The organism is Streptomyces sp. NPDC058157, from assembly GCF_042884105.1.
GTDB lineage: Bacteria > Actinomycetota > Actinomycetes > Streptomycetales > Streptomycetaceae > Streptomyces.
Genome location: NZ_JBHVUQ010000017.1, coordinates 29,057 through 48,863 on the forward strand (window position 1 = coordinate 29,057; position 19,807 = coordinate 48,863).

General features: G+C 72.3%; 21 protein-coding genes. 6 read left to right on the forward strand and 15 right to left on the reverse strand.

What is annotated here, in order from left to right; translation table 11 throughout:
* Positions 1-96: 96 nt before the first annotated feature.
* The 14 genes from ACFVXK_RS06705 to ACFVXK_RS06770 all read right to left on the reverse strand — a co-directional run bounded on the left by ACFVXK_RS06705 (position 97) and on the right by ACFVXK_RS06770 (position 11,127).
* Positions 97-513: an OmpA family protein gene (locus ACFVXK_RS06705; RefSeq protein WP_389610430.1), complete on the reverse strand. Its 417-nt coding sequence runs from the start codon at positions 511-513 to the stop codon at positions 97-99.
* Between the two features lie 238 nt (positions 514-751).
* Positions 752-1,279, reverse strand: a complete 528-nt coding sequence (locus ACFVXK_RS06710) for a hypothetical protein (protein ID WP_389610431.1) — start codon at positions 1,277-1,279, stop codon at positions 752-754.
* Positions 1,280-1,369: 90 nt separating this feature from the next.
* On the reverse strand, positions 1,370-2,014 hold the full coding sequence (locus tag ACFVXK_RS06715) for a pilus assembly protein TadG-related protein (protein WP_389610432.1): 645 nt from the start codon (positions 2,012-2,014) through the stop codon (positions 1,370-1,372).
* A 2-nt stretch (positions 2,015-2,016) separates the two neighbouring features.
* Positions 2,017-2,265 carry a hypothetical protein gene (locus tag ACFVXK_RS06720; RefSeq protein ID WP_389610433.1) on the reverse strand — a complete coding sequence of 83 codons (249 nt, stop codon included), beginning with the start codon at positions 2,263-2,265 and terminating at the stop codon, positions 2,017-2,019.
* Between the two features lie 110 nt (positions 2,266-2,375).
* Complete coding sequence (locus ACFVXK_RS06725; protein ID WP_389610434.1) at positions 2,376-3,062, reverse strand: response regulator; 687 nt, start codon at positions 3,060-3,062, stop codon at positions 2,376-2,378.
* Complete coding sequence (locus tag ACFVXK_RS06730) at positions 3,062-4,228, reverse strand: sensor histidine kinase (protein ID WP_389610435.1); 1,167 nt, start codon at positions 4,226-4,228, stop codon at positions 3,062-3,064. The genes ACFVXK_RS06725 and ACFVXK_RS06730 overlap by 1 nt, the downstream gene beginning before the upstream one ends.
* Before the next feature lies 1 nt (position 4,229).
* On the reverse strand, positions 4,230-5,132 hold the full coding sequence (locus ACFVXK_RS06735; protein ID WP_389610436.1) for a DUF5936 domain-containing protein: 903 nt from the start codon (positions 5,130-5,132) through the stop codon (positions 4,230-4,232).
* A gap of 18 nt (positions 5,133-5,150) precedes the next feature.
* Positions 5,151-6,089, reverse strand: coding sequence for a type II secretion system F family protein (locus ACFVXK_RS06740; protein ID WP_389610437.1), 939 nt, complete (start codon positions 6,087-6,089; stop codon positions 5,151-5,153).
* Positions 6,086-7,432 carry a CpaF family protein gene (locus tag ACFVXK_RS06745; RefSeq protein WP_389610438.1) on the reverse strand — a complete coding sequence of 449 codons (1,347 nt, stop codon included), beginning with the start codon at positions 7,430-7,432 and terminating at the stop codon, positions 6,086-6,088. Before ACFVXK_RS06745 ends, ACFVXK_RS06740 begins: the two co-directional genes overlap by 4 nt.
* A 2-nt stretch (positions 7,433-7,434) precedes the next feature.
* Positions 7,435-7,824, reverse strand: coding sequence for a TadE/TadG family type IV pilus assembly protein (locus tag ACFVXK_RS06750; RefSeq protein WP_389610439.1), 390 nt, complete (start codon positions 7,822-7,824; stop codon positions 7,435-7,437).
* The gene (locus ACFVXK_RS06755) at positions 7,821-8,156 is read right to left on the reverse strand and encodes a TadE/TadG family type IV pilus assembly protein (RefSeq protein ID WP_389610440.1); all 336 of its coding nucleotides are present in this window, start codon (positions 8,154-8,156) and stop codon (positions 7,821-7,823) included. Before ACFVXK_RS06755 ends, ACFVXK_RS06750 begins: the two co-directional genes overlap by 4 nt.
* Positions 8,157-8,201: 45 nt before the next feature.
* Positions 8,202-9,491 carry a CpaE family protein gene (locus ACFVXK_RS06760; RefSeq protein ID WP_389610441.1) on the reverse strand — a complete coding sequence of 430 codons (1,290 nt, stop codon included), beginning with the start codon at positions 9,489-9,491 and terminating at the stop codon, positions 8,202-8,204.
* A gap of 7 nt (positions 9,492-9,498) precedes the next feature.
* Positions 9,499-10,200, reverse strand: a complete 702-nt coding sequence (cpaB, locus tag ACFVXK_RS06765) for a Flp pilus assembly protein CpaB (RefSeq protein ID WP_389610442.1) — start codon at positions 10,198-10,200, stop codon at positions 9,499-9,501.
* 39 nt (positions 10,201-10,239) lie between these two features.
* A complete protein-coding gene (locus tag ACFVXK_RS06770) occupies positions 10,240-11,127 on the reverse strand; it encodes a hypothetical protein (RefSeq protein WP_389610443.1) in 888 nt (295 codons plus the stop codon).
* A 396-nt stretch (positions 11,128-11,523) separates the two neighbouring features.
* Between ACFVXK_RS06770 and ACFVXK_RS06775 the strand changes: the two genes are divergently transcribed.
* Entirely contained in the window at positions 11,524-13,221 is a 1,698-nt protein-coding gene (locus ACFVXK_RS06775; protein WP_389610444.1) for a chitinase, read from the forward strand.
* A 137-nt stretch (positions 13,222-13,358) separates the two neighbouring features.
* Positions 13,359-14,696: a M14 family metallopeptidase gene (locus tag ACFVXK_RS06780; RefSeq protein ID WP_389610445.1), complete on the forward strand. Its 1,338-nt coding sequence runs from the start codon at positions 13,359-13,361 to the stop codon at positions 14,694-14,696.
* 77 nt (positions 14,697-14,773) lie between these two features.
* Here ACFVXK_RS06780 and ACFVXK_RS06785 read toward each other — a convergent pair whose 3' ends face one another.
* Positions 14,774-15,181, reverse strand: a complete 408-nt coding sequence (locus ACFVXK_RS06785) for a RidA family protein (RefSeq protein WP_389610446.1) — start codon at positions 15,179-15,181, stop codon at positions 14,774-14,776.
* Between the two features lie 296 nt (positions 15,182-15,477).
* Between ACFVXK_RS06785 and ACFVXK_RS06790 the strand changes: the two genes are divergently transcribed.
* The 4 genes from ACFVXK_RS06790 (at position 15,478) to ACFVXK_RS06805 (ending at position 19,677) form a co-directional block, all read left to right on the forward strand.
* Entirely contained in the window at positions 15,478-16,758 is a 1,281-nt protein-coding gene (locus ACFVXK_RS06790; protein ID WP_389610447.1) for an alanine racemase, read from the forward strand.
* Positions 16,759-16,772: 14 nt separating this feature from the next.
* Positions 16,773-18,338: an amidohydrolase family protein gene (locus ACFVXK_RS06795; RefSeq protein ID WP_389610448.1), complete on the forward strand. Its 1,566-nt coding sequence runs from the start codon at positions 16,773-16,775 to the stop codon at positions 18,336-18,338.
* 61 nt (positions 18,339-18,399) lie between these two features.
* On the forward strand, positions 18,400-19,410 hold the full coding sequence (locus tag ACFVXK_RS06800; RefSeq protein WP_389610449.1) for a YdcF family protein: 1,011 nt from the start codon (positions 18,400-18,402) through the stop codon (positions 19,408-19,410).
* Between the two features lie 81 nt (positions 19,411-19,491).
* Positions 19,492-19,677 carry a hypothetical protein gene (locus ACFVXK_RS06805; protein WP_389610450.1) on the forward strand — a complete coding sequence of 62 codons (186 nt, stop codon included), beginning with the start codon at positions 19,492-19,494 and terminating at the stop codon, positions 19,675-19,677.
* The last annotated feature ends 130 nt before the right edge of the window (positions 19,678-19,807 follow it).

Below are 19,807 nucleotides of genomic sequence, written 5' to 3' on the forward strand. Positions count from 1 at the left end.
CCCGCGTGGGGTCGGGGGGCAGACGAGATACAGCCAATTCGCCGCCTTGGCCGGGACTCGCCGTCGGGCTCCGCGGGGCGGGGGCCCCGGTCCCGGTTACTGGCCGGCCGCGCCGCGGGGGAAGGTGATCTCGACGCGGCGGTTCTTCTTGCGGCCTTCCTCGGTGCTGTTGTCGGCGATCGGATAGTCCTCGCTGTAGCCGCGGACGTCGTAGGTGACGCCGGGGTTGGTGACGGTCTTGGCCAGTTCCGCCTGGACGGCGTCGGCGCGCTGCTTGGAGAGTTCCTTGCCGTGTTCGTAGCTGCCCTGGTCGTCGGTGAAGCCGAAGACGCGGATGCGGGTGGCCTTCTGGGTGTTGATCTCCTGCGCGATGGCCTGGATGCGGGCGGCGGCCTGGGCGTTGAAGACGGCGCTGTTCTCGGGGAAGAGGACCTCGGACTGGAGGGCCATCATGACGTTCTGGTTGGTCTCCTGGCGGCGCTGCTCCCCGCCGAGGTCTTCGACGACCTCCACCAGGTCCAGGATCTTCGGGGGTGCGAGGGTACCCCCCTGCGGAAGCTTCAATCCCGGCGACTTGGCATCCACGGGCAGAGGGGCGTTAGCGGACGGTTCCGTGCCCGGGGGAACCGATGGTGTGACGTCGTCGGCATGCGCGACCGTCACTCCGAGGAGCTGGGCGCCCGCTACGACGAGTCCGGCGACCGCAACGGCTGCCGCCGTGCGGTGCCGGCCGGCGATATGGGTCATTGCGTCACCCCGAGATCTTGATGGTGGCCGTGGCGAACGTGGGAATGCCGAAGTCGACCTCGCTGGTGCCTGCGGGTGGCGACGGGAACTGAGCGAAGAACGGGATGGACTCTCCCGGTCCGATGCGTGTGATGCCAACCGTGCAGGAGCAGCGCCCCTCCGTGTCACGTAGGACGTAGTAACGCTTCTTGCCCGCCTTGTCGACCAAGGTGGCACCTGCGACCGAGGCCGCGCTGGCGCTCCGCTCGTCACCACGCCAGGCCGCTGTCTCGACGAAGGCCTCGGTGCCGTCGTTCTTGATCTGTCCGCTGACGGTGACGTAGTTACCGGCGTCCCGGACCGCCGAATTGATCTCCAGGGAAATGCCGGCCGGGCCCTTGGCCGTGGCGATGACGACCGCCGGGCCGGGCGCCTTGCTCCCGCTGGGCGCTGCAGATTGCGAGGCACCGGCTGACTGCCCTTGCGCTCCGGCCGGCGCCGGTTGCGCCTTCGGCTCCTCGTTGCCGCCACACCCGGTCAGCATCAGCGCCATGACCGCAGCCGCTGCAACAGTCGCTCCCCCACGCACCTTTGCCATGTGCCGAATGCCCATCTGTGACGCTTCCTTGTCTTTCGTTCCTGGTCAGCCGACGAGACGCACGTTGAAGAGTTTCCTCCCCAACTCACGCAGAGAGCCCGGCTTCAGCGGGTCAAGCTTGATCGGGCCCCCCTTGTCGCAGGTGAACGTGACCGTGGGGGCCGCTGACGCGGTCGGCGTGGGCTCTGGCGTGGTTCCCCCCGCAGACGCCGTGGGTGTGGGGATCGGAGTGGACGCCTGCCCCAGGTGGCATTTCGACTCGACCAGGGCTGTGGCAGTTGCCGTGCCGTGCATGCCGTTGGTGCCCGGAATCACCGAATCGCCGACCGTCCTGTTGCTCTCCACCTTGACGGTGAATCGGGGTGGGGCAGCCTCGCACTGGGCGCTGGCGTCGTTGCGCGCAGCGAATGCGTCAGCCTGGGCACAGGCTCCCCCGGCCTTGAGGTAATCCGCGTCCGCGATCTTCTCCCAGTCCTCGGGCTTCAATATGGCGAGATCGAGACCGAACAGCACGGTGTCCCTGGCCTCACGCGCCGCCGCCAAGGCAGCTGCATCCGCAGCACCTTGGGCATCGCTACGCGTCACAGCCGCCTGCCCCACGACAAAGAAGGCGAGCGCCGCGAAGAGCAGACCTGCCACCACGACCACATAGAGCGGGAAGGCCTGCCCCCGATCGCGCGGCCGGCGCAATATCAGCCGCCGGCCTTGATGGCCTCCACGGCCTTGGCGATTTTGTTCGTGATGGCCGTACCGATGCCGGAGCCGACGATCGCGCCGATGATCACCACGACCACCAGGATGATCCCCAGGTACTCGAACGCGGTCTGCCCCCTGTCGGGGTTCGAGTACCGCTTGCGGAGTCGGGACACCGCCGTGTCCGTCCAGTCGGTCAGGCGGAGTTTCGCCTCGACCGACGCCTTCAGCAGCGAGTTGTGTGACATGGGGGTTCCCTCCCGTACCGGTGCCGCTGTCGATTTGCGGACCGTACGGGGAGTCAGCGGTCGTCACCAAGGGTCCCGGGGCCCAATTACGGACCCACTGCGCACCGTGTCTACCCACGTCCACTCACCCCCGGGCGGGCGGTTCCCAGCCAGTGGGCTATCGCTTCGCTGCGGCTCGTGCTCTGGAGTTTGGCGAAGATGCGGTTGATGTGGTTCTTCACCGTCTTCTCGCTGATGAAGCACGCCGCCGCGATCTGCTGGTTGCTCATCCCGGACGCGATCAGGTCCATGATCTCCACCTCCCTCGAACTCAGGCCGAAGAGAACGGAGTTGTGCAGCCTCTCCGGAGACTGTGCCACAGTTCGTTGCGGTTGCGAAGGGGTGCGGAGGTTCGTGAGGAGGGTGGCGGCCGCCGTTGGCGTGAAGTGGGGGCGGCCCGCGTGGACGTCGTGGACCGCTCTCACCAGGTCCTCCGGCGTGAACTCGCCGTGCACCAGGTAGCCGCCCGCGCCCAGCAGGAGCGATTCCCGGACGATTTCCGACTCCCGGCTGTACGTGAGCATCAGCACCGGCGCCAGCCGGACCAGGTGCGGCAGGGCCGAGATGCCGTCCACGCCCGGCATGCGGACGTCGAGGAGGATCAGGTCCGGGGCGTGGCGGCGGGTGAGGCCGAGGGCCTCGCGGCCGTCCGAGGCCTCGGCCGCCACCTCTATGTCCCCCGCCGCCGCCAGCAGTGCGGCCAGGCCGGCCCGGACAACCGGGTTGTCGTCGGCGATGAGGACGCGCAGGGCGGGCATCAAGGGGTCCCTTCCAGCCGGAGGGGGAGGGTCAGGGGGAGGGGGAGGGTCAGGTGGAGGCGGGTGCCCTGCCGGCCGTCTTCGCGGGGGCCCAGGTGGAGGTCGGCTCCGATCGCCGTCGCGCGTTCGCGCATGCCGAGCAGGCCGTAGTGGCCGGGGGTGGCGGGCGGCGCGGCCCCGGTGGGGAGGCCGCGGCCGTCGTCCGTGACGGTGAGGGCGAGGTGGGTGGGCGTGGCCGTCGCCGTGAGCGTCACACGGGTGGCCTCCGCGTGGCGGCGGGCGTTCTCCAGGGCCTCCGAGGCGATGGAGAGGAGGTGGTGGGCCACGGGGGCCGGGAGCTTGGGGAGGGTGGGCGGGGTGTCGACCGTCGTGCCCGGGGCGGCCAGGGCGTAAAGGGCCGGGGCCAGGGGGACGGCCGGGCGGACTTCGCGGAGGTCCGTGAGGAGGGCGCGGGACTCCGTCACCGCGCGGCGGGCCGCCACCGCCAGCAGGGCGGCCCGGACGCGGATGGCCGCCGGGTCCTCGGTGAGGGTCAGGGCGTCGGCCGTCAGGGCCAGGCCGTGCAGGGTCTTGGACACCGAGTCGTGCATCTCCCGGGCCAGCCGGTCGCGTTCGGCCCGGACCGCCTCCGCCACCGCCAGCTGCGCGCGGGCTTCGGTGAGGCGGACCAGGAAGTCGCGGACGGAGGAGCCCGCCGCGCCCGACAGGACGCAGAGGAGGGACAGGAGCAGGCCCCCGCCCAGCGCCGCCACCACCGCCGTCTGAGCCGCCGCGTACAGCGCCGAGCCCCGCCAGCCGTACACCAGGCCCGCGAGCAGAGGGGTGCCCAGGGCCACCAGGCCCAGCGGAGAGGCGGGCCCGGCGGTGATCAGCAGGAGGGTGCCCAGGGCCATGTCCGCCGCCAGCAGCCAGCGGTGGCGCAGCAGCAGGGGGCCGAAGCGCTCCCAGTCGCGGAAGAGGGCGTAGGAGAGGGTGAAGGTGGACAGGACGGCGCCGGAGACCAGGTACGTCGGGGGGCCGGGGGCGGTGTGCGACAGGGCCAGGGGGGCGCCCAGCGGGATCATCACCAGGCGGAGGGCGAAGACCTGGCGGCACAGGGACTGGAGGGCGTTCGCGCGCAGGCGGAGTGGGGAGCCGACTGCGGGGACGGCGGCCGGGGAGGCCATGTCAGCCCCCGCCCAGCAGGGCGCCGAAGTCCACGTTCGCCCCGTAGACGAACCCGCAGACCAGGAGGATCAGGGTCCCGGGGAGCATGAACATGGTGACCGCGAAGGTGGCTTTGGGGACGGCGCGGGCCGCGCGGCGGCGGGCGTTCTGGGCGTCCGTGCGGCGCATGTCCTCGGCGATGGCGATCAGGGTGTCCACGATCGGCGAGCCGAGTTCCTCGCCCTGCTGGAGGGCTGTGACGAACTGGGCGACCTGCTCGCTGTCGTTGCGGCGGCGCAGCTCGTCGAAGGCCTGGCGGCGGCTGACGCCCATGTCCATCTGCTGGAGGGTGATGCGGACCTCGTCCGCCCAGGGGCCCTCGTACTTGGCCGCCACCCGTTCCAGCGCCTGCCGGAAGCCGAGCCCGGCGCTGACGACGACGGCGAGGACGTCGAGGAAGTCGGGCAGGGTGCGTTCGATGTCGTCGCGGCGGACCCGGATCGCCGACCACAGGCCGGCCTCGATCCAGAACAGCCCGAACGCGACCATGAGCAGGGCCGCGACCAGCTGGCCGTTCAGGAGCATCGCGAAGGCGCCGAGGCCGCCCAGGAAGCCGTAGACCGCGCGCCGGGCGGCGTAGCGGTCGATGGTCAGGCCGGCCGGGTTGCCGGCCCGGTCGATCCGGGCGCGCTTGCGGGCCACCCGCTTGGGCCCCATCAGCCGCAGGACGAGGGGCGCCCAGCGGATGCCCAGGCGGTCGACCAGGGAGCCGACGGCCGTGGTGCGGGAGGAGCCGACCTCCAGGGCGAGGGCGAGGTCGGTGGGGAGTTCCACGTCGGCGCGGTAGAGGCGGATCCCGTGGAGGACGCCGAAGACCGCGAGGCCGGTCACCGCGGCGAGGAGGAGGGGGAGGTAGGGGGTCATGGTGTCGTCGTCCTCCCGTCAGACGTCGATCTTCGACAGGCGGCGGATGAGGACGAAGCCGAGGGTGAAGAGGCCGAGCGCGATCAGCACGGCGGTCTGCCCGATCAGGGCGCCCGTCATCCGGTCCAGGGCGCCCGGCATCATCATGTCGACCAGGAGGAGGGAGCCGAGGCCGATCGCCGGGACGAGGTAGGCGGTGACCGTCACCTGGGAGAGCTGCGTACGGATCTCCCGGCGCGTCTCCTTGCGCTGCTCCAGGGTCACCACCAGGTTGCGCAGGCTCCCGACGATGGCGCCGCCGGCCCGCGCCGAGAGGACGAGGGTGGAGACGAGGACGACCAGCTCCCGGGAGGGCAGCCGGTCCACGATCTCCCCCAGCGCCTCCTCGATGGAGTGACCGACCGCGAGCCGGTCCGCGACCCGGGACAGCTCCTCCCCCGCCGGTGCCTCCAGCTCCTCGGCGGCGATGCCGATGGCCGTGCGCAGGGCCAGCCCGGCCTGGGTGGCGTTCGCGAGGATCCGGGCGAGCTCCGGGAGCTGGTTGATGAACCGCTCGGTGCGGCGGGCCCGCTGCCAGCCGAGGAAGGCGTTCGCGGCCCACAGGCCGATCAGGCCGGCGACCGGGCCGAAGAACGGCGCCAGGAGGGCGGCGGAGACCAGCCAGACCCCGGCGACGGCCATCAGCACGTAGACGAAGAACTCGCCCGGGGTGAGGTCCAGGCCGGTCGTCGCCAGCTTCACCTCGATGCGCCGGCCGAGCCCCGTGCGGCGCAGCCGCCGGTCGACGGCCGGGAACCGGCGCGGCCGGCCGGCGGTCTGCGGGGCTCCTTCGGCGGCGAGGCGTTCGACGAGGGCGGCGCGCTGGGCGAGGCCGGCGGAGTAGGCGTGCACCCCGAGGGACACGAACAGGCCGGCCAGCAGGGTGGCGCCGAGGGTGAGGAGGACGAGGTTGGTCACAGGAGGGTCCGTGAGGTCAGCGGGTCGAAGTGGTCCTCGGGCGGGGCCACCCCGAAGGCCTGGGGGATCGGCTGGTTGTTCATGTAGAGGCGCTCCGCGATCCGGCGCGGGAGGGGGGCGTAGGCGAAGTAGCCGTGCACGCGCCCGTCGGCGGCCATGGGCTGGGCGACGTAACGGCAGACCGTGGTGATCCGGAACGGTTCGCGGCCGTGGGATTCGAGGACGGAGATCTCGGTGATGCGGCGCGAGCCGTCACCGAAGCGGGTGAGCTGGACGATGACGTTGACGGCGCTGTTGATCTGGTCTTGGAGCGCCTCGAAGGGGATCTCGACCTCCGACATGGAGGCGAGGGTCTGCAGGCGCATCAGGGCGTCCTGGGAGCTGTTGGCGTGGACGGTGGCGAGGGAGCCGTCGTGGCCGGTGGACATGGCCTGGAGCATGTCGAGGGTCTCGCCGCCGCGGACCTCGCCGACGATGATGCGGTCGGGGCGCATGCGCAGGGAGTTGCGCACGAGGTCGCGGATGGTGATCTGGCCCTTGCCCTCGACGTTGGCCGGTCGGGATTCGAGTCGGATGACGTGCGCCTGCTGGAGCTGGAGCTCGGCGGAGTCCTCGATGGTGATGACGCGCTCGCCCTCGGGGATGAGGCCGGAGAGGGCGTTGAGGAGGGTGGTCTTCCCGGTGCCGGTGGCGCCGGAGACGATCAGGTTCATCCGAGCCTGGACCAGCCCGGACAGCAGGAGCAGCATCTGCTCGTCCAGGGAGCCGAGGGCGATCATCTCGGGCAGGGTGAAGGCGCGGGGGAAGCGGCGGATGGTCAGGGTCGCGCCGGTCAGGGACAGCGGCGGGATGATGACGTTGACGCGCTCACCGCTGGGCAGGCGGGCGTCGACCATCGGATTGGCCTCGTCCACACGGCGGTTGACGGTGGAGACGATGCGCTCGATGGTCTGCATCAGCTGCTCGTGCGAGGCGAACCGGATCGGCAGCTGCTCGACCCGGCCGGCGCGCTCCACGAAGATCTGGTCGGGGCCGTTGACCATGATCTCGGAGATGGACGCGTCCTCCAGGAGCGGTTCGAGCACGCCGAGGCCGAGGGCCTCGTCCACCACGCGCCGGATCAGCTGGGCGCGTTCGGCGGTGGAGAGGACGGGGCCCTCGCGGCTGATGATGTGGCCGAGGACCCGTTCCAGGCGGGCCCGGCGCTCGGCGGGGGCGAGCGCGGACATCTCGGCGAGGTCGATCTCCTCCAGCAGCTTGGCGCGGTAGGAGGAGACGAGCCGGCCGTCCTCGCGGGGGCTGTGGCGGTCGTCGGGGGTACTGACCCGGGAACGCAGGCTCACGGTCACGGTCCCTTCGGGTCGTCGTTGGGCATGACGGCTGTTGCCTTGGCGTCCGGTATGTCGAGGCCGGGCACGATGCTGTTGATCTTGATCGTCACGGTGGCGGTGACGGCGTCGGCGTCCTTTCTCACCCCCACGACGGGGGCGAGGCCCCCGCGGACGGCGGCGGCGCCCGCCGCCTCCCCGCCCGAACCCTTGCGGGCCTCCACGCGGGCCGCCGTGCGCGCGGCCGTGTCGGCCTGTTCGTGGACGTACGCGATCCAGCCCAGCTGGATCCCGCACAGGGCGACGAACAGCAGGATCGGGACGAAGCCGATGTACTCCAGGGCCACCTGCCCCCGGTCGTCACGGAGCCGGAGCCGTGGCCCGCGTCGGAGTCGGTACCGGTTCATTCCGCCTCCTTCTCCATAGCCGCACCGGCCTCGCCGGTGATGGGGACCCCGATGTCCAAGCCGGGGTAGAGGACCGGGATGTTGAGCTTGACCGTGGCCTTGTAGACGTCGCCGGACGGGCCGCAGTCGGCCTTCATGCCCCACGCGTCCCCGATGTGCTCGGCGGCAGCCGTCTGGCAGGCACCGTCGTCGCCGTGCACCGCGCCCGCCCGCGCCCCCTCGTCGGCCGCGTTCCCGGCCAGTGAGAAGGCGTACCCGATCAGCACGCACTCCCACACCGCCGCCAGGAGCAGCAGGATCAGCGGCACCATGCCCACGAACTCCAGGGCCACCTGCCCCCGGTCCCTTCCCCGCTCCCCCGGCCACCGGCGCATCCCTCAGCCCTCCCGGCCGCGCCGCAGCCGCGCCACCGGCCCCGCCGCCCGGACCGCCAGGGCCGAGCCCGCGGCGGCCTTGCCCGCGGCGGCCTTGCCCGCGACGGCGGGGCCCTGCTCCGGGGCCGACAGCAGGCCCAGCTCCCCGGCCAGCGCCCACAGGGCCTGCTTGACCGTCGAGCGGTTGTCGAGGTCCTGCACCCGGCCCGCGTCCACCACCCCCTGGAGCTCCTTGAAGGCGGCCGGGACCGGGGTGCGGGTGGGGCGGGTCTTGGTGATCTTCTCGATCAGCGAGGGCTGGATCTCGGTCTGCTTGCTCCAGCGGTTGACCACCATCGCGGTGTCCTCCGCCTTGCGCACCTGGAGCCGCTCCCACATCCGCACCATCCGCTTGGCCGCCCGGACGGCGACCACGTCCGGGGTGGTGACCAGCACGGCCACGTCCGCCTGCTCGACGGCGGTGGCGTTGGCGCCCGTCACCTGGGTGCCGCAGTCGACCACGACCAGCTCGTAGCGGGCGCGCAGGGCGCTCAGCACCTGGCGGGTGGCGCGTTCGTCGAGCTCCTCGCCCCGCTCCCCCTCCGCCGGGGCCAGCAGCAGCGCCAGGCCGGTGCGGTCCTCGTAGACGGCGTCCTGCAGGACGCGGGGCGAGATGTCCTGGATGCCGGCGAGGTCGGCGATGGAGCGGCGGAACTGCACGTCGAGGTAGGAGCCGACGTCCCCGGCCTGGAGGTCGAGGTCCACCAGGGCGGTGCGGCGCCCGGAGGCGGCGGCGGCGAGGGCGAACTGGACGGCGGTGAAGGTGGTGCCGACGCCGCCCTTGGCCCCGGTGACGGTGACGACCCGGCCGCCCGGACCGGAGAGGACCTCGGCGCCCCGGCCCAGGTGGCGGCGGACGCCGGCGGACCACTGGGCGGCCGCGCCGACCCGGGCGGCGAGCTCCTCGTAGTGCAGGGGCAGGCCGACCAGGCCGCGGGCGCCGGAGTCCATGGCGGCGGAGAACACCTGGGGCCCGGCGTCCGAGGAGAGCAGGACCACGCCCACCGCCGGAAAGCGCAGGGCGACTTCGCGGACGAGCTCCAGCGCGGGGACGGGACCGATCCGCTCGTGCACGAGGACGACCTCGGGCAGCTCGTCGACGGACTCGGCGGCGAGCCGGCCCAGGGTGTCGAGGAGGGTGGTGGAGTCGGGGACGGGCGGGGCGGGCTCGGCGTCCGGGAGCTGGCTGAGCAGGGCGACGATGGAGCGGGCGGCGTCGGCGTCGCCGGCCGCGGGGAGGATTCGAGTGGTCATCCGCGCCTCACTTGTCCCCGTCGAGGGTGTACGTGCGGTCCGTCGGGCTGGGGGCGGAGTCGGTGCCGGGGGCGACGAGGGCCAGGCGGACGTGCTCCGCGAAGGACTCGGCGTAGGCGACGCGCTGGGTGTCCTTGGTGTTCAGGGCGAAGGTGATCGGGACGGCCTCGGCGGGGCCCTTCTTGTCGCCGTCCTTGTCGAGGGCGGTGAGCTTGCCGACGTTCAGGACGCGGGCGTTGGCCACGATGATCACGGAGCGGGCGGGGTCGGACTCCTTGGCGCCCTTGAAGGTGGCGATGATGTTGACCTTGGCGCCGGAGGTGATCTTCCCGGCCACGCCGGTGGCCGCGTCGATCATGATGGCGATCTCCTGCTCCCCGGGCTGGAGCTGGGGCTTGTCGACGAACATGTCGCTCTGGAGCAGGGAGCCCTTCTTCAGGGTGGTGAGCGCGATCTTGCCCCGGAGGGCCCCGAGGTCGCCGACGGCGGTGTCCGACAGCCACCGCTTGGGGACCTTGACCTCCTCGAACTGCCCGGCGGTCAGCGCACTGTAGGGGGCGATGTCGCCCTTGACGCGGTACGCGACGACCTCGGCACCGACCTTGGAGTTGACGTCGCCGATCACCACGAGCACCCCGGCGAACGCCGCGAGGGCGCACACGGCCGACAGGAGCAGCAGGATGACGCCGCGGCGCTGGCGTGAGTTCATGGACCGTCGTACCTCGCCGTTCTTCGTTCGTTCGGGCGGTCAGGAGCCGGCTGTGGCGTGGGGCCGGGGGGTGGTGCCGGCCTCGGGGGGTGGGGTGGCGATCGGGGCGGCGCAGAAGCCGCAGCGGTCGCCGATGAGCTCGAAGCCGCACCAGCGGCACTGTTCGCGGCGGACCGAGGCGACCAGCTGGTAGAGGACCGAGACGTCCGGGATGGCGGCGGCGAACTCGACCAGCTTGGGGGTGGCCCACCAGCGTGCGGAGTCGGCCGGGAGGGGGTTCTCCATGACGCCCTGCACCTTCCAGGCGGGGGCCAGTTCGGCCGTGACCCAGTCGGAGGTGAGGGTGCCGCGGGCGAAGGTGAGGTGGGTGGCGAAGGCGGGGCCCGGTGGCAGGACGCCGCCGTGGGCGGGGGCCGCGGCGCCGATCCGGGCCAGGTGCGGCCGGGGGTGGGCCAGTACGGCGAACTGGGCGCTGGGCGACCAGGAGCGGGCGTGGGCCTTGAGCCCGACGGGGATCCGGTCGAGTTTGGCGACGCTGCCCAGCACCGCGCCCGCGTAGATGTAGTGGGACAGCAGCCGGGCCGCGGAGGCGAGCACTCCGGGGCTGAAGTCGCTGACGGTGAGCTGGCGCAGCTGACGGGCCAGCACGGCCGTGCCGAGCGGCGGGAGGTCGATGTCGAGGAGCGCGATCCGGTCGGTTTCCAGGATGGCCCGTACGGTGTGCAGCCGGCGTACGGTGGCCGGGGGCAGCCAGGGCGGGACGAGGGCCACGAGGTGGCCGTGGCGCTCCAGCAGGGCGGTGGTCTCGGCGAGCGCGGCCTCCAGGTCGGCCTCGCCGGGCGGGTGCAGGACGGCCGCTCCGGGGGTGTGCCGGTCGGGGGCCGGCAGCACCAGATCGGCACTGGTGACAGCGATGGCGGTCGGCACGCGAATCCCCCCGTTCACCCTGTACGCGACGGCGGTTCCCCTGGCCGTCACCTACGCGCACGTACGCCGGGGCGCACGCGCGGTACTGCGCGACCGCAAACGCCCGGCGCGCCTTCCCCCTTGCCCCAGCACCATATCCGCGTCACCCCTGGCTGGTCAGGGGCTTGGGGATTCCCGTGCCGGAAGCACATGTCACAGGTGACGAAAAACCCGGACAACAGGGATCCGGAGCCCGTTCATTTCAAGCCACTTCGCAAACACCCTTGACACCGGGATTGGTCTGGACCAACTTGGCTGCGCCAGCCCTTGGCCGCGGGGAACCCCACTCCCCCTCCCTCGGGACCGCTCTCGAACTCCCTTCCGTCCCACCCCCTTCACTCCCCCCACGGAGCCCACGTGAACCGCATACGCTCCCTCGCCCTGCCGATCGCCGCCACCCTCGCCGCCGGCGGGCTCACCGCCCTGGCGGCGGGACCGGCCCAGGCCGCCGACGTCAACGTCGCCCGCAACGGAGGCTTCGAGTCGGGCCTCTCCGACTGGACCTGCTCCGGCGGCTCGGGCGCCGTCGTCCCCTCGCCCGTCTACGCCGGCGCGGGCGCCCTGCGCGCCACCCCGGCGGGCCAGGACAACGCCCAGTGCAGCCAGACCGTCACGGTCAAGCCGAACTCCACGTACACCCTGAGCACTCAGGTGCAGGGTTCCTACGTCTACCTCGGCGCGACCGGCACCGGCACCCAGGACGTCTCCACCTGGACCCCCGGCTCGGGCGGCGGCTGGCAGAAGCTGTCGACCACCTTCACCACCGGCCCGAGCACCACCAAGGTGACCGTCTGGACGCACGGCTGGTACGGCCAGCCGGCCTACCTCGTGGACGAGTTCAGCGTCTTCGGCCCCGACGGGGGCGGCGGCACCGACCCGGGCCCGAGCCTGCCCGGCGCCCCCTCGGCGGCCACGGTTTCCGGCCAGAGCGACAACGCGCTCACCCTTTCGTGGAACGCCGTCAGCGGCGCGAGCGGCTATTACGTGTATCAGGACGGCGCCCGCGTCCAGACGGTGACCGGCACCTCGACGCAGATCGGCGGCCTCGCCGCCTCGACCTCGTACTCCTTCCAGGTGAGCGCGTACAACGCGGCCGGAGAGGGACCGAAGTCCCCGCCGGTCACCGGCACCACCACCGGCGGCGGGGGCAACCCGAACCCGAACCCCTCGGTGCCCAGGCACGCCCTGACGGGCTACTGGCAGAACTTCAACAACGGGGCGACCGTCCAGAAGCTCTCCGACGTCTCCGCCCAGTACGACATCGTCGCCGTCTCCTTCGCCGACGCCACGACCACGCCCGGCGCGATCACCTTCAACCTGGACTCGGCCGGACTCGGCGGCTACACCGTCGCGCAGTTCAAGGCCGACGTCGCGGCGAAGAAGGCGGCCGGCAAGTCCGTCATCCTCTCCATCGGCGGCGAGAAGGGCACGATCTCGGTCAACGACTCCGCCTCCGCGGCGAACCTGGCGAACTCCGCCTGGGCCCTGATGCAGGAGTACGGCTTCAGCGGGATCGACATCGACCTGGAGAACGGGCTCAACCCGACCTACATGACCCAGGCCCTGCGCGCCCTGGCCGCGAAGGCGGGCCCCTCGCTGGTCCTGACGATGGCCCCGCAGACCATCGACATGCAGTCCACGCAGGGCGGGTACTTCAAGACCGCCCTGGCGGTGAAGGACATCCTCACCGTCGTGAACATGCAGTACTACAACAGCGGCGCGATGAACGGCTGCGACGGCAAGGTCTACTCCCAGGGCTCGGTGGACTTCCTGACGGCGCTGGCCTGCATCCAGCTGGAGGGCGGGCTCGACCCCTCGCAGGTGGGCATCGGCGTCCCCGCCTCCCCCAGCGGCGCGGGCAGCGGCTACGTCTCGCCGACGATCGTGAACAACGCCCTGGACTGCCTGGCCCGGGGGACGAACTGCGGGTCCTTCAAGCCGTCGAAGACCTACCCGGGACTGCGCGGGGCGATGACCTGGTCGACGAACTGGGACGCCAAGGCGGGTAGTACCTGGTCGAACGCGGTGGGTCCGAAGGTCCACGGGCTGCCGTAGGCGGTAGGTGTGTGGGGGTGGCTGATTCGGTCCGGTGCGCAGCGCCGGGTACGCCCGGGGCTATTGACCGGGACATGCCACAAGAGCACGCTGTGCGCGTCCGCACGGCTACCCCCACACTCCACCCAGGAGAACGCATGCGGCTCCACACCCGCCGGAGGGCCGCCGTCACGGCCGCCCTGCTGGCGCTCGCGCTCGGCGCACCCGCCTACGGCATGAGCGCGACGGCAGCACCGCCGCCCACCCCCTCGACCGCCACCCAGGACGAGGCGATCGTCCAGTACGAGGTCCAGGGCCCGTCCACGGCCGCCGAGCGCACGGCCCTGCTGAGCAGCGGGGTCTCCATCGACGAGGTCGACGCCCGCTCGGTCGTGGTCAGCGCGACCCCGGCACAGGCCAAGGCGCTGCGCGCCCGCGGCTACAAGCTGACCGCGCTGGCCGGCCCGCCCGACCGCTCGGAGCGCGGGGTCGCGAACCGCCCGATGGACTTCCCGTCGGCGGACTCCAAGTACCACAACTACGCCGAGGCGAGCGCGGAGATCGACCAGCGGATCGCCCAGTACCCCGGGATCATGAGCAAGCAGGTCATCGGGAAGTCCTACCAGGGCCGGGACATCGTCGCCATCAAGATCAGCGACAACGTGGGCACGGACGAGAACGAGCCCGAGGTCCTCTTCACCGCCCACCAGCACGCCCGCGAGCACCTGACCGTGGAGATGGCGCTCTACCTGCTCCAGGAGTTCGGCTCCAAGTACGGCAGCGACTCCCGGATCACGAACATGGTCAACAACCGCGAGATCTGGGTCATCCCGGACCTCAACCCGGACGGCGGCGAGTACGACATCGCCACCGGCTCCTACCGCTCCTGGCGCAAGAACCGGCAGCCCAACTCCGGCTCCAGCGCCGTGGGCACCGACCTCAACCGCAACTGGGACTACAAGTGGGGCTGCTGCGGCGGCTCCAGCAGCAGCAAGAGCTCCGAGACCTACCGCGGGCCGTCGGCCGCCTCGGCGCCCGAGGTGAAGGTGGTCTCCGACTTCGTGCGCAGCCGGATCGTCGGCGGCAAGCAGCAGATCAAGGCCGCCATCGACTTCCACACCTACAGCGAGCTCGTGCTGTGGCCCTTCGGGTGGACGTACAACGACACCGCGCCGGGGCTGACCGCGGACGACCTCGCGGTGTACAAGAAGATCGGCACGAGCATGGCCGCGAGCAACGGCTACACGCCGGAGCAGTCCAGCGACCTGTACATCACCGACGGCACGATCGACGACTGGCTGTGGGGCAACCAGAAGATCTTCGCCTACACCTTCGAGATGTACCCGTCCGACACCGGCGGGGGCGGCGGCTTCTACCCGCCCGACGAGGTCATCGACCGTGAGACGGCGCGCAACAAGGACGCGGTGCTCCAGCTGCTGGAGAACGCGGACTGCATGTACCGGTCGATCGGCAAGGAAGCCCAGTACTGCGTCTAGGTGCCCAGGCGTCCAGGCGCGGGTGACGGGCCGGGGGCGCCCCACCGCCAGGGGGGCGCCCCTCCCTGCCGCCGCGGTCAGCCGAGCACCGCGAGGGCGTCGATCTCGATGAGCAGGCCGGCGGGCAGGCCGACGTACACCGTGGTGCGGGCGGCGGGCACCTTGACCGCCTGCTCGTCGAAGTACGCGTTGTAGATCTCGTTCATCTCGGCGAAGTGCGCGGTGTCGGTCAGGTAGACGCGGATCATCATCGCGTCGTCCCAGCTCGCGCCGCCGGCCTCCAGGACGGAACGGACGTTCTCCAGCGTCTGGAGGGTCTGCTCGCGCAGGGTGGGCCCGGCGACGGCGGGCGCCTGCCCGGCGGCCGCGGGCAGGTAGCCGACCTGGCCGGCGACCTGGAGGATGTTGCCCTTGCGCACGCCGTGCGAGAACTTCGCGGGGGCGGCGGGGTGGGAGTCGGGGGTGACGGCGGTCTTCTCGCTCACGTGGTCCTCTGGTGGGTCGATGGGTGTGCTGCCTCCCCGATGGTGTCAGCGGTACGGGCCGCCGGTGACCGGGGTTCGAGCGGTTCGCTAGCCCGTGGCTCCCGTTGGGCTGGGCAGCCGCTGCGCGGAGCCTCTCCCCGCCCCGCCCTTTCTCCGTTTCCCGGGGAGACCCCGGACCCCCGTACGCGCGCTCCGCGCCCGTCGCCTCAAACCTCGGGCGGAACCAGGGCCCGTTGACCCCTCGTCCTCAGCGGTGTTACACCAACGGCACCACCCGCACCATCAGGAGGCCCCTCATGCCCAGCGACGCAGTCCGACGCCTCGCCGACGAGCCCGTCGACCACCGCTTCAAGGGCCTCCCCCCGGACGCCGAGGCCGCCGGCCTGACCGTCGGCGAGCTGGCCGCGCAGGCCAGGGACCTGTACTCCGGCGGGTTCACCACCCCCGTGCTGACCCTGGACGCCGACGCCCTCGCCCACAACCTCACCGCCCTCGGCGAGTACGCCGCCCGCCACCGGCTGGCCTTCGCCCCGCACGGCAAGACCTGCATGGCCCCCCAGCTGTTCGAGCGCCAGCTCGACCACGGCGCCTGGGGGATCACCGCCGCCGTGCCCCACCAGGCCCGCGTCTACCGGGCTTTCGGGATCCGGCGGATCTTCCTCGCCAACGAGCTCGTCGACCCCGCCGCCCTGCGCTGGGTCGCCGCCGAGCTCACCGCCGACCCCGAGTTCCGCTTCGTCTGCTACGTCGACTCCGTGCGCGGGGTCCAGCTCATGGACCGCGCCCTCCAGGGGCAGGGCGCCCGGGTCGACGTCGTCGTCGAACTCGGCGCCGGCGAAGGGGCCCGCACCGGGGCCCGCAGCGACGACGACTGCCGCGCCGTCGCCGACGCCGTCGCCGCCACGGCCACGCTGCGCCTCGTCGGCATCGCCGGGTACGAGGCCGAGGTGCCCGACGCCGACCCGGAGAAGGTGCACGCCTGGCTGCGCCGGCTCACCGGGCTCGCCGTGGAGTTCGACAAGGCCGGGCGGTTCGCGGACGACGTCGAGGAGATCGTCGTCAGCGCCGGCGGCTCCGCCTGGTTCGACGCGGTCGCCGACGTGTTCGGGGAACTGCCCGCACTGTCCCGGCCCGTGCTCAAGCTGCTGCGCTCCGGCGCGTACGTCTCCCACGACCACGGCTGGTACACCCGCCTCACCCCCTTCAACCGGGTCCCCGAGGAGGGCGGGCTGCGCCCCGCGTTCCGGCTGTGGACGCAGGTCGTCTCGCGCCCGTCCCCGACCCAGGCCTTCGTCAACGCCGGCAAGCGCGACATCGCCTACGACCTCGGGCTGCCCGAGGCGGAGCTCGTGCGGGACGCGTCCACCGGCGAGGAGCGGGCCGCCACCGGGGTGCGGGTGGTGAAGCTGTCCGACCAGCACGCCTGGCTGGAGACCGACTCCGCCGAGGACGTGCAGGTCGGCGACTGGGTGGCGCTCGGGATGTCGCACCCCTGCACCATCTTCGAGAAGTGGCCGCTGATCCCCGTGGTCGGCGCCGACGGGACGGTCCGCGAGTACGTGCGGACCTTCTTCTAGGCGCGGGCCGGGTCGTGGACCTCGTCATACGGGGGGCCCGGGTCGCCGACGGGACCGGCGGGCCCTCCTACCGCGCCGACGTCGGCGTGCACGAGGGGCGGATCGCCGCCGTCGGGCGGCTGCCCGGCGGCGGCCGGCGCACCGTCGACGCGTACGGGCTCGTCCTCGCGCCCGGGTTCGTCGACATGCACGCCCACAGCGACCTCGCGCTGCTCCGCGACCCGGACCACAGCGCGAAGGCCGCCCAGGGGGTGACCCTGGAGGTCCTCGGCCAGGACGGGCTGTCGTACGCGCCCGTGGACGACCGGACGCTGGAGCAGGTGCGGACGGCGATCGCCGGGTGGAACGGGGCCGGGGACGACGTCGACTTCGACTGGAGGACGGTCGGGGAGTACCTCGACCGGCTGGACGGGGGCATCGCGGTGAACGCCGCCTACCTCGTCCCGCAGGGGACCGTACGGGCCCACGTGCTCGGCTGGGAGGACCGGCCCGCCACGCCCGCCGAGACCGACCGGATGCGGCGGCTGGTCGCCGAGGGGCTGGAGGACGGCGCCGTCGGGCTGTCCTCGGGGCTGACCTACACCCCCGGCATGTACGCCTCCGGGGCCGAACTCGCCGGGCTGTGCGAGGTCGTGGCCCGCTACGGCGGCTACTACTGCCCGCACCACCGCTCGTACGGGCGCGGCGCCCTCGCCGCCTACGCCGAGATGCTCGGCCTCGCCCGGGAGACCGGCTGCGCCCTGCACCTGGCACACGCCACCATGAACTTCGCCGAGAACGAGGGCCGGGCCCCGGAGCTGCTGGCCCTGCTGGACGCGGCGCTGGCCGAGGGCGTCGACGTCAGCCTCGACAGCTACCCCTACACCCCCGGCTGCACCAGCCTCTCGGCCCTCCTGCCCGGCTGGGCGCACGAGGGCGGCCCCGGGGCGCTGCTGGCCCGGCTGGCCGACGACGCGACCGCCGAGCGGATCCGGTACGCGCTGGAGGTGGAGGGGTCCGACGGGTGCCACGGGGTGCCGGTGGACTGGGCCTCGGTCGAGGTGTCGGGGACGGCCGGCCCCGCGCACGCGCACCGGGTCGGCACCCGGCTCGACGGCTGGGCGGGGGCGCGCCGGCTGCTGCTGGAGGACCGGCTGGGCACGACCGTCCTGCAGCACGTGGGGCACGAGGGGAACGTCCGGGCGATCATGCGCCACCGGGTCCACACCGGTGGTTCCGACGGCATCCTGCACGGGGCGAAGCCGCACCCGAGGGCGTACGGCACCTTCCCCCACTACCTCGGCCGCTACGTGCGCGAGCTGGGGGTGCTCTCGCTGGAGGAGTGCGTGGCGCACCTGTCGGGCCGGCCGGCGGCGCGGCTGCGGCTGCCCGACCGGGGGCTGGTGCGCGAGGGGTACCGGGCGGACCTGGTGCTGTTCGACCCGGAGACGGTCGCGGCGGGGTCCACGTACGAGGAACCGCGCGGGCTGCCCACCGGGATCCCGCACGTGCTGGTCGACGGGCGGTTCGTGATGCGGGACGGCCGCCGCACGGACGTACTGGCGGGGCGGTCGGTGCGCAGAACGCCCTTCCGGCGGTAGCCGGTTCGAGCAGGACTTTCGTCCCGTCGGGGGGCCGCGGGCGGCACATACGATGAACGGCATGGCCGCCTTCGTCCTCCCCGCCCTCCTGTTCCTCGCCCTGTGCGTCAGCGCGTTCAAGGACCGCCGCCGCTTCCGCAACGCGGTGCTGTTCGGGCTGACGTTCATCACGTTCTCGGCCGCCCTGCTGTTCCAGGTGACGGCGCTGCCGGGCTGGGCGGCGCTGCCGATCGTCGCGCTCGCGTTCGCCGCGCCGACGGTGGGCACGATGGTGATGGGCGGGCTCCTGATCGCCAACGGGGTGACGATGGTCCGCAAGGAGGGGCGTCGTCCGGCCAACCTGCTGTCGCTGCTGGCGGGGCTCGGGATCTTCGGGATGATCGCGCTGCTGATCGCCGTCCCGCTGTTCCACTCCGTGGTCCTGACCGGCGTGGCGGCGACCCTGACCCTGGTCGTGGCCTACGTGGCCTTCCTCTTCCTTTGCTTCCTCGGGTACGCCTTCCTCTACGGCCGGATCAAGGTGCGCGGGGACGTGGACCACGTGGTGATGCTGGGCTCCGGGCTGATCGGCGGGGACCGGGTGCCGCCGCTGCTGGCCTCGCGGCTGCGCAAGGGGCAGGAGATCCACGCGGCCCAGCTGGCCCGGGGCTCGCGCCCGCCGGTGCTGCTGGTGTCGGGCGGCAAGGGCTCGGACGAGCGGGTCTCGGAGGCCCGGGCCATGGCGGACTGGCTGATCGCCGAGGGGGTCGAGGCGGAGCACGTCGCGCTGGAGGACCGGTCGCGGACGACCGAGGAGAACATGCTGTTCTCGAAGGAGATCATGCTGGCGGCCGACCCGGGCTACCGGTGCGTGGTGGTCACCAACAACTTCCACGCCTTCCGGGCCGCGATGATGGCCCGCAAGGCGGGGGTCAACGGGCAGGTGGTGGGCTCGCCGACGGCCCGCTACTTCCTGCCGAGCGCGACGCTGCGCGAGTTCGTGGCGGTGTTCTGGGAGCACCGGAGGGTCAACCTGTCGATCTGCGGGCTGCTGATCGCGATCGGCGCGGCGGTGACGCTCGCCGCCGTCTGAGGCGGGGTCCGGGGGCGCCGAGGTGCGTTCTTGGGGCCGGGGCCGGAGGATGGGGGCCTGGGACACCGTAGGAGGTCTCCGATGGAAAGTGAAACCAACGAGCAGCCCACCCGGTCGGACCGGCTTTTCACCGGCGGTGAGCGGCCGTACGACCCCGAGGACCTGGTGATGGCGACCGGCCACGACCCGACTCCGGAGCGGGTCGAGAAGGCCCGGAAGCTGATCGCGGAGAAGGGTCCGGCCGTCATCGAGCGCTACCTGCCGTAGCCGGCGCCCGGCCGGGCGGGCTGCATGCGGGTCACGGCCCGGGGTCGCCCCCCCGGGCCGTGACCCGTTCGGCGTCTCGTGCACAGGTGCGGGGCGGGCGCGGCGTATCCGGGACCGGTGACGGCTCGTT